The 13,582-nt window shown below is 71.1% G+C and carries 8 protein-coding genes and 1 pseudogene; 5 read left to right on the top strand and 4 right to left on the bottom strand.

Features of this window, described 5'->3' with window-relative positions:
- Both B082_RS36550 and B082_RS0124320 read right to left on the bottom strand, forming a co-directional pair.
- Nucleotides 1-4,097: pseudogene (locus tag B082_RS36550) on the bottom strand (non-ribosomal peptide synthetase); the annotation flags it as partial.
- A 225-nt stretch (nucleotides 4,098-4,322) separates the two neighbouring features.
- Nucleotides 4,323-5,657, bottom strand: coding sequence for a helix-turn-helix domain-containing protein (locus tag B082_RS0124320; protein WP_018554406.1), 1,335 nt, complete (start codon nucleotides 5,655-5,657; stop codon nucleotides 4,323-4,325).
- A gap of 349 nt (nucleotides 5,658-6,006) precedes the next feature.
- Between B082_RS0124320 and B082_RS0124315 the strand changes: the two genes are divergently transcribed.
- Nucleotides 6,007-6,198, top strand: coding sequence for a hypothetical protein (locus B082_RS0124315; RefSeq protein WP_018554405.1), 192 nt, complete (start codon nucleotides 6,007-6,009; stop codon nucleotides 6,196-6,198).
- A gap of 17 nt (nucleotides 6,199-6,215) precedes the next feature.
- Here the strand turns inward: B082_RS0124315 and B082_RS0124310 are convergent, their stop codons facing one another.
- Nucleotides 6,216-9,326, bottom strand: a complete 3,111-nt coding sequence (locus B082_RS0124310; protein WP_324608504.1) for an AfsR/SARP family transcriptional regulator — start codon at nucleotides 9,324-9,326, stop codon at nucleotides 6,216-6,218.
- 195 nt (nucleotides 9,327-9,521) lie between these two features.
- On the opposite strand from B082_RS0124310, the gene B082_RS0124305 reads away from it, so the two are divergent.
- From B082_RS0124305 to B082_RS0124290, 4 genes are all read left to right on the top strand, one after another.
- Entirely contained in the window at nucleotides 9,522-9,911 is a 390-nt protein-coding gene (locus tag B082_RS0124305) for a nuclear transport factor 2 family protein (RefSeq protein WP_018554403.1), read from the top strand.
- A gap of 60 nt (nucleotides 9,912-9,971) precedes the next feature.
- Nucleotides 9,972-10,451, top strand: a complete 480-nt coding sequence (locus tag B082_RS0124300) for a hypothetical protein (RefSeq protein WP_018554402.1) — start codon at nucleotides 9,972-9,974, stop codon at nucleotides 10,449-10,451.
- Nucleotides 10,452-11,209: 758 nt separating this feature from the next.
- Nucleotides 11,210-11,839, top strand: a complete 630-nt coding sequence (locus tag B082_RS36545; RefSeq protein ID WP_158688898.1) for a toxin — start codon at nucleotides 11,210-11,212, stop codon at nucleotides 11,837-11,839.
- A 4-nt stretch (nucleotides 11,840-11,843) separates the two neighbouring features.
- Nucleotides 11,844-13,043, top strand: coding sequence for an MAB_1171c family putative transporter (locus B082_RS0124290; RefSeq protein ID WP_018554400.1), 1,200 nt, complete (start codon nucleotides 11,844-11,846; stop codon nucleotides 13,041-13,043).
- Here B082_RS0124290 and B082_RS36540 read toward each other — a convergent pair.
- Complete coding sequence (locus B082_RS36540; RefSeq protein WP_063831067.1) at nucleotides 13,016-13,495, bottom strand: hypothetical protein; 480 nt, start codon at nucleotides 13,493-13,495, stop codon at nucleotides 13,016-13,018. The genes B082_RS0124290 and B082_RS36540 overlap by 28 nt on opposite strands.
- Between the last annotated feature and the right edge of the window lie 87 nt (nucleotides 13,496-13,582).

Below are 13,582 nucleotides of genomic sequence, written 5' to 3'. Positions count from 1 at the left end.
GTGCGCAGGACGAGGGTGTTGACGAAGAAGCCGACGAGGTCGCGGAGTGCTTCGTCGGTGCGGCCGGCGACGGGGGAGCCGATGGCCAGGTCCGTGCCGGCTCCGAGTCGGGTGAGGGCGGCGGCGAGCGCGGCGTGCACGACCATGAACGGGGTGCACCCCTCGGCGCGGGCCAGTGCGCCGATCTGCTCGAACAGGTCGTCACCCAGGGCGACATCGAGCGCACCGCCCCGGTGCGAGGCCCGCTCCGGACGGGGCCGGTCCGAGTTGAGCGCGTGCTCCTCCGGCAGCCCGTCCAGGGTCCGGTCCCAGAAGGCCAGTTCGTGCGACAGGACACTGTCCGCGTCGTCGGCCGAGCCCAACACACGCTCCTGCCACACCGCGTAGTCCGCGTACCGCACCGACAAGGGCTCCAGCACCTGGCCCTCGGCGCCCGCGAGCCGTGCCTCGTAGGCGCGGGCGAGGTCCGTGAAGTACGCGTTGCCGGAGTGGCCGTCCGTGGCGATGTGGTGCAGCACGAGCACCAGGTGGTGTGTCGCCTCGTCCAGCCGGAACAGCGTGACGCTGAGGGGGAGTTCGGTCCGGAGGTCGAAGACGTGGCGACCGGCCTCGGCCATCGCGCCGTCCAGCGCTTCCGGCGTCACCTCGCGGCGCTCGACCACCACCCGGGCTTGCGCCGCGGGGAGGATGAGCTGTCGCGGCTCGCCGTCCACCGTCTCGAACAGGGTGCGCAGGGGTGCATGCCGCTCGACCACGTCGTTGAGCGCCGCCTCCAGGGCATCGACGTCCAGCGCACCCTCCAGACGCACCGCCATCGGCACGTTGTAGGCGGTGCTGCCGCCCTCCATATCCGCCAGCAGCCACAGTCGGCGCTGGGCGAACGACACCGGGGCCGGTCCCTCGTCGGGCCCCTCGCCCGCGGTTGGCGGAGGCAGTGCGGGCAGGCCCTTCTCCGTGCCGACCTTCTCCGCGAGCCGCGCCACCGTCGGGTTCTGGAAGACGTCCCGGATCGTCAGCCGGACGCCCAGAGCCTGCGCTATCCGGTTGGTGAGGCGGGCGGCAAGGATGGAATGCCCGCCGTGGTGGAAGAAGTCGTCGTCGATCGACAGGTCCGTGGGCGAGCCGAGCGTGCTGGTGAAGAGGCCGGCCAGGGTCTCTTCCAGCAGGGTGCGCGGGGCACGACCGCCCGCCGAGACCGCGACCGGCTCGGGCAGCGACCGCTTGTCGGTCTTCCCGTTGGGCAGGAGGGGGAGCCGGTCGAGCGGGGTGAGGTAGGCGGGGACCAGGTGCTCGGGGAGGCGGTCCACGAGGTGGCGGCGCACATCCTCCATGGCGACGGCACCACTGCTGACCACATAGGCGGACAGTTGGTCGTGGTGCTTGGTGACGACGGCCTGCGTGATGCGGGGATGGCTGAGGAGGGCGGTTTCCACTTCGGCGGGTTCGATGCGGAAGCCGCGGATTTTGACTTGGCTGTCGGCTCGGCCTTCGTAGTGGAGGTGGCCGTTGTGGTCGAAGTGGGCGAGGTCTCCGGTGCGGTAGAGGCGGGTGCCTGTGGGGCCGTGGGGGTTGGGGATGAAGTGGGTGGCGGTGAGGTCGGGTCGGTTGAGGTAGCCGTGGGCGAGTCCGTCGCCGGCGATGTANAGCTCGCCGGTGGTGCCGGGNGGGCAGAGGNGGAGGGNGGTGTCGAGTACGTAGAGGGGCTTGTTGACNAGNGGNGAGCCGATGGGGATGACGGGGTGGGGTGCGTCGGAGGGTTCGATGGTGTGGGTGGTGGCGTAGATCATGGCNTCGGCGGGGCCGTATCCGTTGATGACCCTGATNCCNGGCCAGGTGTTCATGAGCTTGTGTACGTGGGCGGGNGANGCGGCCTCGCCGACGGTGTANGCGGTNNTGACCGATGCGAAGGTCTCGGGGTGCTCGTCGGTGAGGTAGTTGAAGAGGCTGGCCGACANNAGCAGNGTNGTNACCNNNTGCCNNNGCNNGAGNTCNGCGATNAGNGCNGGNTCNGGCTTCTGNCCNGGNTGNAGNACNNCNCNNCCGCCGTGCAGCAANGGNCCCCAGAANTCGAGGCTGAAGGCGTCCCAGGAGACGGGTGANGACTGGAGGAACACCTCGTCCGGGCTCGTCGGGAGGTAGGTCTGCCCGACGAGGGTGGATACGAGGGTGCGGTGCGAGGAGACGATGCCCTTGGGCCGGCCGGTGGACCCGGAGGTGAACATCACGCACGCGAGGTCGTCGCCCTGNATGGNGATCCCGAGGTTGTCGGGGGACTGGCCCGAGAACTCCTCGGGCCCTTGGACGCATACCTCCCACGGCCCCTCAAGGCGTTCCGCGAGTGCGGTGCGGGTGACGAGGTGGCTGATCGCGGCCTCGGTGGCGGCGGAGCGGAGGCGTTCGTCCGGGAAGTCGGGGTCCAGGAGNACGTGTCCGGCGCCGGTCTTCAGTACGGCGATGAGCGCGGTGGCGAAGGNGGCGTTGCGCTCCAGCAGAATCCCCGCGAGGTCGCCCCGNCCGAGGCCGCGTGAACGCAGGTGCCTGGCCCAGCGGTTGGCNGTCGCGTTCANNTCCNNGTACGTGANNCNNCGNTCNCCGTCGANNAGNGCGACNGCNTCCGGNNAGCGGGCCACCTGTGCCTCGAACCGGTCGACGAGCGAGACGTCGTCCCGGTCGGCCACGGCACCCGCCCACGGCCCGAGCAGCAGCTCCCGCTCGTCCGCCGACAGCACGTCCAACTCGGCGATCCTGCGATCGGCCGGCTCGCCCCGCTCCTCGGACGGGGCGAGGGCAGCCGTGAGGAAGCGGGCGAAGCGGTCCTGGTGGGCGGCCGTGGCTTCGGCGTCGACGCCCTCGACCGGGGTGTCGAAGTCGATCCGCAGACCCTCCGCCGCGCCCAGGTCGTACACCGCGACGTTGAGGTCGTCCACCGGGCCGTTGGTCACGTTGTGATTGATGCTGGGGCTGCCGCACACCGTCATGTCGGCGTTGAAGCCCATGATGTTGAGCACAGGACCGGTCAGCCTGCGGGTACCGGTGAGGGCGCCGGCGTCCCGCCGCAGGTCCTCGTAGCGCGTCAGCTGATGGCGCAGACCGTGCTTGACCTCGGCCGACACCGCCCGTACCAGCGTGTGCAGGGTCTCCCCGGCGCCCACCCGCAGCCGCAGCGGTACGACGTTCGAGGTCATGCCCGGCGTGCTGCGGGCGGCCTTCGTGGTCCGGCCCGTCACCGGCAGCGCGAGCATCAGCTCGTCCTGTGCCGTGACCCGGTGCACGTACACCGTGAACAGGGCGACCATCAGCACCGGCCACGACACCCGCTCCGAGCGTGCGACGGCACGCAGCCGGTCCGCGTCCGCCGCGGGCACCAGGACCGTGCGCCGGGAGAACGGCAGGACGCCCCGCGACGGAGCCGCCCGGCCGGTGCCCCGGATCAGGCTGTCCGGCGGCTGTGGGGCCCCGGCCAAGTGCTCGTGCCAGGCGGCCCGGTCGGCGGTGGCCTCCTCGGAGCTGCGCCAGGCGGCGTCCTCGGCGTGGAGGTCGGCCAGCCGGCCGAACGGCGTATCGCCCCACGGCTCCCCGGCGACCGCCTTCTCGTACAGCTCGACCAGCCGCTTCAGCAGCAACGAGAAGGTCACGCCGTCGGCCAGCAGGTGGTGGAAGGCGTAGAAGTAGAAGTACCGGTCCTCCGCCAGCTTGATCAGCTTGCAACGGACCGGGGACTCATGGGCCAGGTCGAAGGCGGTGCCCGCCGCCACGCCCACCAGGTCCCAGGCAGCGCGCTCCGGGTCGTCCTCGGCGCTCACATCGGTGAAGGAGAGGGTACGGGCGCCCGGCTCGCCGTCGATCACATGCCACACGGTCTCGCCGTCGTCCTCGATGCAGCGGGTGCGCATCACGTCCGCTTCCTCGACGAGGCGGCGCCAGGCGGCAGCCATCAGCTCCGGGTCGACCGGGCCGAGGATGTCCCGGCACTCGGCGATGTTGTACTTCCGGCCGGTGGGGTCCAGGGTGTGGGCCGTCCAGATGTCGCGCTGGGCCTCCGAGAGCGGCAACCGCAAGGCGGCCGGAGCGGGTGCGACGGTTGCGTCGGACGGCATGGGGTCTCCTGTGTGGGTCGCGGCGGGGATGGGCTGGTCCTGGAAGCGCGGAGCCGGGAACGGCGGGCAGTACGGGGGCCGGCGGGCCGGTCGGGAAGGGCCGGACCGGGCCGGCCTCGCCCTGACGTCCGTACCGGGCCGGCAGTGCCATACAACCGCCGGAGCCGGGTGCCGAGCGGCAGTTGTTCCGGCGGTAGGGCCAGCAGTTCGGCGCGGCTGCGGCAGTCAGACGGCAGCCGCGGCGCCGGCCGACGCGCGCACCACGCACAGGACGCGGAACCCCGAGCGCCCGCCGTCCGAACTGGACCGGACCACCCCGCTGACCAGGAGATCGCGGATCAGCCGGCCGCACTCCGGCAGCGTGCGCCCGGTCAGCCGGACGACGTCCTGGAGCAGGAACTCCCCGTCGCCCACCCGGCACAGGTCACCGACGAGCGTCCGGTACGCGGCGGGCAGCGCGGCGAGGGTGCGCCCGACGCGCTCCTGGAGGCGGGAGCCGTCCGGGCCCCCGGCGAGATGGTCGAGCAGCGGGGCCGGATCGGAGTCCACGATGTTGCGCAGGGTGGACAGGTCGCAGACGGTCAGCCAGGAGGCGGCCGCACCGAGCGCGGCCGGGTGGCCGTCGAGGCGGTGGCAGATCCAGACGACATCGGCGAGCGTCCGCTCGTCCGGCACGATGTCGGGGCGGACCCGGCGCAGCTGGCTGAGGAAGAACCGGACGGCCGCCGCGTCCGTGTGCCCGGCGGCCGGTGCGGGCGCGTGCAGCGGGGAGAGCAGGAAGAGGCGTTCCCCGGGCACGTTCCACGGCCGCTCCCCGGTGAGCAGCAGGCGCAGGCCCGGGAAGGCGCGCAGCAGACCGCTCAGCCGGCCGAAGTCGAGGACGCCGGTGTCGACGCCGTCGAGGACGAGCACGCTGCCCTGCCCGCCGATCGCCCCCAGGACATCCGCCAGTTCGGGCAGCAGATCCCCGGCGTCACCGTCACCGCGCAGGAACCGCGCGCACCCGTCGGCCAGCCTGGGGAGCAGGTCGTCCTCGGTCCGGAGGCAGCCGGCGGCGGCCCCGTCACCGGAGTGCCACAGCACGGGCAGCCCGGCTTCGTGCAGGCGGGCCGCCGCCTCCAGGGCGAGCCGGGTCTTGCCGACGCCGCTCAGCCCGACGACGGTGATCAGCCGCTCCGCGCCCGACCCCAGCTCCTCCACCACCACACCGGTCTCCGCCTCCCGGCCCACCAGCGGGTACAGCGGCACGGGCGGCGCCGCCCGCTCCACAGACAGGCGCCGGACGTCACCGCCCGCCCGCTGCCCCCGTCGCGCGGCCTCCTCCAGCGCGGTGCGCGACCGGGGGCCGAGCCTCAGCGCGTCGGCGATCAGCCGCACCGTGTCGGTTCTCGGCCGCTGCGCCTTTCCCTTCTCCAGGTCCCGGATGGCGCGCACGCTGATGGTGGACAGGTCCGCCAGCTCCCGCTGGGTCAGGCCGATCCGGAGGCGGTGACCGCGTATCAGGGAGCCGAGAGTGGCGGAGGTGGCGGGGGTGTGCTGCGGGGGGTGGCTGAGCGTCATGGAAGGACTCCTGCTCGTCGGGGATAGGCACCCCGGAAGCGGCTGCGGGCCGGGGCGCTGTGAGGGAGACGGCTGTCGTGCCTTGCTTCTGCCGGGCATCCTCCACACGCGGCCTATCCGGGGAGCATCGCGGGACCAACGCCGTCCGGGCCGGTCCGCCCCGCCCCGGGATAGCGGCGGGGCGCGTACGAGCGGCGGCGCACCGCCCGGACGGACGGGCGCGCGCCGCTGGTGATAGGGGCGGGGGTCCGTGATAGCGGGGGGATAAGGCCGGGACCGGTGCGGTGAATCCCGCCATTCCTAACGTGGTGTCCAGAAGGAAACGGAACACCGACGAGAGGACAGTCCGATGACGAAGAACACCACCGCCCGCAACGCCCTCCGCGCCGCCTTCGCCACCGCCGCGGTCGTGATCGTGACCGGAATCGGCGTCCAGGCCGGCTGGGCCGACGACGCGTCGGGCACCGGCACCCAGCCGGCCACGACCAGCACCCCCACCCCCGGCGCCACCGACTCCACCGACAACAACCCCTGGGACTGACGCCCCCGGCACTCGCCTCAGCCGGTGCCGAGCAGCCGCCGAGTCTCCGCCAGTTCACGCTTCATGCCCCGGTTCGCGAACACTTCGAGCGCGGGAGCCAGCAGTTCCCGGGAACGCCCCGGTTCATCCTGTAGCAGCCGGGCCAGATCCAGGCGGGCCAGCGCGCCACCGCCGAAATCCATGATCTGCTCCCGGGCCGCCACAGCACGGTCGAAGAAGTACCTGGCCCGGTCGGGCCGCCCCATCAGCGCGAAGGCATGGCCCAGATCGCGCAGCAGATGGCCCTCGCCGATCACATCGCCGGAGTCCCGGCACAGCTCAAGGACCTCCGTGAACGTCAGCACCGCGAGATCGAGTTCGTCCCGCTCCAGCAGCAGCTGACCCACCCTGCGCAGGGTCCGGGCCCTGCCCCCCAGGTAGCCGACCCCGTCGTATATCTCCAGCGCCTCGTCCAGCTGGACCTGCGCCGCGTCCGTCTCACCCCGGCGCATCCGTATGTGGGCGCTCTGCGTGAGCACGATCGCCCGCCCCACCACGTCACCGGCCCGGTCGAAGTCGGCCAGCGACCGTTCGTACAGATCCAGGGCCGTGTCGTCCTCACCGTTCGTCCGCGCGATGAGCGCCATGTCCCGGCGGCACAGCGCCTCGCCCTGCGGCTCGTCCAGCGCCTGGAAGACGTCGAGCGCCGAACTCAGCGCCTGACGCGCCATGTCGAACTCGTTGCGGCTCATGTACAGCGAGCCGAGCGAAGCACGCACGGCGGCGGTGCCCCGCAGATTGCCGGCCTTGCGCACCGCGGCCAGCGCCCGCACATGGGTCTGTTCCCACAGGTCGTAGTGGCCCCGCACCTCGAACAGGGTGACCAGGGTCGTCGCCAGATTCCAGCTGACGTCGTGCAGCCCCTCGTCGGCGGCGTGCTCCACCATCGCGCACAGGGCGGCCTGCTCCGCGTCGAACCAGGCCAGCGGGTCGGTGAGCAGCTCCTCGGTGCAGGACGGGGGCGGCGCCCAGCGCGGGGCGTCGCCGTGCAGCACGGTGAAGTCGCCGCCGTACACCTTGCGATGGGCCTCCTGAGCGAGATACATCCAGCCGCCCGCCATGCGCGTGAGCGCGTCCCGGCGTTCCTCCGGGGCGTCGTGCGCGGCCAGTTGCTCGCGGGCGTAGACGCGGATGATCTCGTGGAACTGGTACCGGTAGCCGCCGCTGCGCTCCACCCCGACGACATCCAGCATCTGCATGTCGACCAGCGGCTCCATCAGGTCCGACGGCACCGGCCGGTCGTCGTCCAGCAGAGCGCCGGCCAGCCAGCCGGGCAGCGTCGGCGTCCGCGACATGCTCAGCATCCGCAGCAGCCCACGATCCTCCGGCGCCAGACCGTTGTACGTGAGCGAGAGGCTGGCCCGCATCGTCATCTCGCCGTGCGCCAGCTCGTCCAGCCGGTGCCGCTCGTTGGCCAGCCTGTGCACCATCGACGCGAGCGTCCAGTGCGGGCGGGCGGCGAGCCGGGCGGCCACGATGCGCAGGGCCAGCGGCAGCCGCCCGACCGTACGGACCAGGGCCTCGGCAGCCGCCGCCTCACCCTCCACCCGTTCCTGCCCGACGATCCTGGACAGCAGTTTCAGCGCCCGCTCCTCGTCCAGGACGTCCAGCTCGACCCGGTGCGCGCCCGGGAGAGCGGTCAGCCTGGCCCGGCTGGTGACCAGGACGGCGCAGTCCCGGCTGCCCGGGAGCAGCGGCTGCACCTGGCTCTCGGTGGCGGCGTCGTCCAGGACCACCAGGAGGCGGCGCGAGGCGAGCCGGGTCCGGTACATCTCCGCCCGCTCGTCCAGCGAGTCCGGGATCAGCTGGCCCGGGATGCCCAGGGCCCGCAGGAAGCGGCCCAGCACTTCCAGGGTGGTGGCCGGGGTGCCGGTGCCGCGCAGGTCGCAGTAGAGCTGACCGTCGGGGAACCCCGTCTCGGCGAGCCGGTGCGCGATGTTCACGGCGAGTGTCGACTTGCCGGTGCCCGGCTTGCCGGTGATCACGGCGAGTCCGACCGCCTTGCGGTCCCGGCCGCTGGTCAACGCCTTCTCCAGTGCGGCGATCTGGGCCTCGTCCGCGACGAAGTCGGAGGTGGCAGCGGGGAGTTGCTGGGGCCGGGCATCGTGCGACGGCGCGTCGGACCGGCCGGGTGCGGTGTCCTGGCCGGCGGCGGGGGAGCGCTGCTCCGGGGCGGGGCCGCCGGTCTCGTCCCGGTCCGTGGCGTGCTCGGCGCCGGGCGCCACCCGCTCCTCGCCCCGCGCCCGCCCGGCCGCGGGGGCTGGGGCGGTCTCCGTCCTCTCCGCGCGGGGCCGGGGTGCCCGGACCGGCGGGGGCAGCTCACCGGCGAGGATGGCCGCTTCGAGCCCGCGCAACTCCCTGCCCGGCGCCAGCCCCAGTTCCTGGTCGAGGATCCGGCGCCCGGTGCGGAACACCTCCAGCGCCTCCGCCTGCCGCCCCGACCAGTACAGGGCGCACATCAGCTGGCCGCGCAGCCGTTCCCGCAACGGGTTCTCGTGGGTGAGGAGCTGGAGCTCACCCACGAGCCGGTCGTGCCGTCCTAGCTCCAGTTCCAACTGCATGCGCAGTTCGACGGCGCCCAGCCGCTCCTCGTCCAGCTGGCGGGCCTTGTTGGCGAGCGGGCCGCTCACCAGACCGGTCAGCGAGTCGCCCTGCCACAGGGCCACCGCCGATTTCAGCAGCGCCACCGCCTTCTCCGCCTCGCCCTCGTCACGCTGCCGCCGCGCCATCGCGACCAGACCGGTGAACAGCAGCGAGTCGACGTCCCCGGTGTCGACGTGGAGCACGTAACCCGGCGGCCGGGTCGAGATCGAGACCGTGCTGTCCGCACCGGCCAGCAGCTTCCGGAGCCGGGAGACACATATCTGCACCTGCGTGCGCGCGGTCTCCGGAGGGTTGTCCTCCCAGATGAGGTCCACCAGGTAGCTCGTGCCGACCACCCGGTTCGCCTCCAGCAGCAGGGCGGCCAGGATCACTTCCTGCCGCCCCGGCGGCACCCGCAGCGGCCCGTCCTTGCCCCGCACCTGGAGCGGACCCAGCAACTGGAAGGGGGGACGTGCCGTGTTGGGGGCGTCCTGGACCGTGTGCATCGTGCCCTCGGCCACCGAGACCCCCAGCTCGTAAGCGCGTTGATACTCCGGGATCAACTTGCCCAAAGTTTTCACAACCCCCATGTGTCTGTCCATCCTGCCTGCCCAGCGTGGTCGCTCAGCGAATAGCGCCGCGATAAGCGGGGGTTGGCGGGCTGCGGAAGAGTGCGTCGCGAAGGAGAAAGGAGGCGTCCCATGCACACCGACGCCTGGACGAGTACAGGCCCGAACACGGTGAGCGACCTGGTCACCGCCGCCGGCACCGACCACGTCCGCCTCGTCTACGACTACCTCGACGCGGGCGACCTCGACGCGTGCGGATCGCTGCTGCACGACCACGTCGAGCTGAAACTGCCGGGCGCCCCCACCGCCCGCGGCCGCACCGCGGTCCTGCGCGCCCACCGCGACCACAACGGCCCCCGCACCCGCCACGAGATCGACCGTGTCGTCGCCCACGACCGCAGCGTCGTCGCCGCCGGCCGCCGCATCACCCCGGGCGCCTGCCTGCGTTTCGTGGACCTCTTCCACATCGCCGAGGACGGCATGGTGAAGTCCTGCACGCGCTACTACCACACGGAGCCGTAACGGCCCGGTGCCGGACGGTGACGGACGGCGGGGTTCCCCCGGCGGGTAGCCTCCGGCGACATGAGCATTGAGATCGATGTGACGGTGGCCTACCCGGACAACGACGAGGTGGAGCGGGTGCTCGGGCTGGCCGAGGCGGTCGGCGAGCCCGTCACGGTGACATTCCGGTGGGAGGGGCACCGGCAGCCGGAACACGCGGTGCTGGTGCCCGCGGCCACGCTGGCGCGCTGGGAGCATTGGGCCCCCACCGCCTACCCGTCGAGAGACACCGGGGGCGAGAGCGAGGACCGGGACGCGGGGGAGCAGCCGGAACTGGCCCATCCCAGGGAGTTCGGCGCGTTCACCCTCTTCCGCCGTCGCGCTGGAGGGCGTACGGCGGTCGCCCGCAACGGCGTGGTGGTCGCCGAGTTGCTGTGCCCCGGAGAAGCGCGATGGCTCAAGGAGAAGGCACTCCATGTTCGCCAAGGCTTCATGGACCCGAAGCAGAAGGCGGCGTTCGAGGAGTTCCTCGCCCGGCAGCCATCCATCGGGGAACGGTGACCTGCTTGCCAAGGCACCGGGCGCCGTCCCGGCCCCGCGCATATTCGGCCACGGCGGGTGCGGCGGTTCCCTATCGCGGGGAAAGCGCCTTCTCCCCATACCATCCGTTGATTGTTCGGTTTTCATAGACTGTGGACCGGCAGTCGGCCGGTGGAGGTGAGCACAGGGGGCTATCGCGCCATTCTCCGGCGATTTCACGTTAAGCGGAGGGCGGGGCGGAACCAGCGGTTTCCGAAGTGCGGCATCGCTGTCACCGCAGTTCCCAGCGAAAAGGATCATTGGCGATTTTCGGCCAACCGGTTACATGGATCTGGTCGTTTGGGGCATCGTTTGAGGCGAGCTGGTTCGCATTGACTGCCGTGTGCGGCAGCTGCGGGCAACGTGACCGGGGCACATGCGTCGCGCCATAGAGGGGATGGCCATGAAGGAGCGAGCGCGAAAGGTGGCGCATGAGGTCTCGGCCTCATTGAGCACGCCTGGGCGGGTCGAAGGCTGTCGGTGCCCCGCGCCCCGGCCGGAGAGCTGTGCGGTCGTTCCCTTCGTGAACTCCCCCTGTCCCCGCCGCGCCTGACACCGCCCGACCTTCGCGCGCACTCCTCCTCCGGGGCCACCGGAGGAACACGTGCGCCCCCGGCCCGCCGTTCCGGGCCGGCGAGGGATGATCCCGCACCGAATCACTCAAGGAGCCGAGGCCGCCCCCCGGCCCGGAACACTCCGCGATCCGGGGTTGCCCCGTCCTCCGGGCGCACGTTCCACACGTGACCATTCGAGCGGAAGTTGACCGAGACTCAATGAACACGCCGGCGAAGAGCGAGTCCCCCGAACCTTCTGCCGTCCCCTCGAAACGCTACTTCAGAAAGCTCAGGCGGCAGTGCAGTGCCCGGCTGGCGGATTTGGACGTCCCCGACGGCGACCGGAACGTACTCACCCTGAGGGACCGGCTGTCCGAGAGGCGCGGCAGGCCCATCCACCTCGTACCGATGGCCATCCCACGGAATTCGGTGAACGGCATGTGGCTGGCAACCGGCGCCGCGGATTTTGTCATCTACGCCGCCTCCGCGAGCCGCTCGCACCAGGAACACATCATCGCTCACGAACTCGGCCACATCATGTGCGACCACCAGTCCTTGTCGAACACCGACGACGACATTCTCACCAAGCTCTTCCCGGACATATCGCCGGCAGTGGTCAGGCGGGTCCTGCAACGCAACAAGTACTCCGACAGGAACGAGCAGGAGGCGGAGATGATCGCCTCCCTGTATTGCGCCCGCATCGGCTCACAAGGAGAAAGCCCCGCCCCTCTCCCCACCCACGGCGACGTCATCGGCCGGCTCCGGATGGCGGTGTCCGGCGACTACCACCCCGAACGCGCCCCCATGGGGCTCTGAGCCGATGGACCTGCTGTTCCAATGGCTCTCCTGGGCGTGCGCCATCAGCAACCTGATCGCCTTCTGCTACAAAGCCCCCGCGTTGCGCAAGAACGCGCAACGGGCCGCCCTGGTCGCGCTGTGCACCTATTTCTTCTTCAACGGTCTCTCCTACTGGGTCGACCTGGAGGTATTCCGCGGACCGCTCATCGAGTTCTTCGGCTACCCCAACATCACGATCATCATCGTCCAGGTGTCGGTGATCGTCCTGACCGCGGCCCAGCAGATCTCCGTCGTCCACCTGACCCTGCCGCCCGAGCAGGCGAAGCGGGTGGCGAGACGGCAGGTGACCGGCTTCGCCGTCGCCCTCGCCGTGCTCATCGCCCTGTTCGTGGCGGTGCTCCCCGGCAAGGTGGCGTCGGCGCAGGAGACCGTGTACCTGAACATCCAGGACGCGGACTACGCCCTCTACATGTCCTACTACCTGGCCATCTGCGCGGTCGGGCGGTACCAGTCCGTCGTGTTCGCCGCCCGCTACGCCCGAGCCATCCAGGAGTTCTGGCTGCGTCTCGGCATGCGCCTGGTGGCCGGCGGCTCCGCGCTCATCCTGGTCTACTGCGCGGTCCGCTACTGGCAGATCCTCGCCGTACACACGCCCTTCGTGAGCACGGGCCCCTGGAAGTTCCTCTTCTGGCTCATCGCCGACACGGGCACCCTGCTCCAGGTGCTCGGCTGGACCATCCCCTCCTGGGGGCCCAGGCTCAGCCCGGCCTGGCTCGGGAACTACCGCGCCTACCGCGGGCTCGCGCCCCTGTGGCACGCCGTCACCCGGGCGGCTCCCGAAGTCACGCTGGAGCCGACCCGTCACCGCCTGCTCGACTGGATACCGCCCCGCGATCTCGAATTCCGCCTGTACCGGCGGGTGATCGAGATCCGGGACGGACAGCTGCTGCTCGCCGGCCTGGCCGATCCCATCGCCGTCCACCGGCTCGAACAGGCCCGGCGGTCGGAGCACGAGGCGATGTTCGAGGCCGCCGTGCTCAGATCCGCGGTGGCCGGGGCCGCCGGACGTACGGCGCACGACGGGTCGCAGTCGAGCCGCCGCACGTCCGACATCAGCCTGCCGCAGGAGATATCCCAGCTCACCCGGGTCTCCAGGGCCTACCGTCTGCTCGGCAGCGCACAGCGCCCGAGGACTCAGGGGCGGCGCGGCTTCTCCGGCTGATCCCGCGGGGCGTCGGTGTCGACCAGTCCTTCGAGCTTGCGCAACTGGTCGATCATGTTGGACACCGCCTGTCGGCTGGACTCGGAGAGCCCGGTCGAGCGCAGCGCGATGTTCTGCGCGTCGGAGTCCTTGAGGGCGTCGAGCAGGGCCAGTTGCTCGTCCACCTTCGCCGACTCCTCGTCGCTGAGGAAGTAGGCGGCGTTCACTCCGCAGTAGTGGGCGAGGGCTTCGAGATGACGCATCGTCGGGTTCGTCTTGCGGCCCGTGCGCAGCTGCCAGACGTAGGTCGCGCTGATCGTCTTCTCGCCGGCGGCGATGTTGATCGCCGTCGCCACCTCCTCGTTGGAGGGGGCCTTCTGGCCCGCGGGCGCCGTCATGCGCAGCAGGCGCTCCAGTTTCTCGGCAAGGCGCCCCCCTTGCTCTCCCGCGTTCTGCTCGGGCTCATCGCTCATGATCGGCCGGCCTCCCTCCCCATAAGATCTTTCTCAGTTGTCAACTCTTACCAGACCAGTAGATCCCTGCCCATAGATCAAGCCGGT

The organism is Streptomyces sp. ATexAB-D23 (assembly GCF_000373645.1).
Lineage (GTDB): Bacteria > Actinomycetota > Actinomycetes > Streptomycetales > Streptomycetaceae > Streptomyces > Streptomyces castrisilvae.
This window is presented reverse-complemented; position numbering and strand designations above follow the sequence as displayed.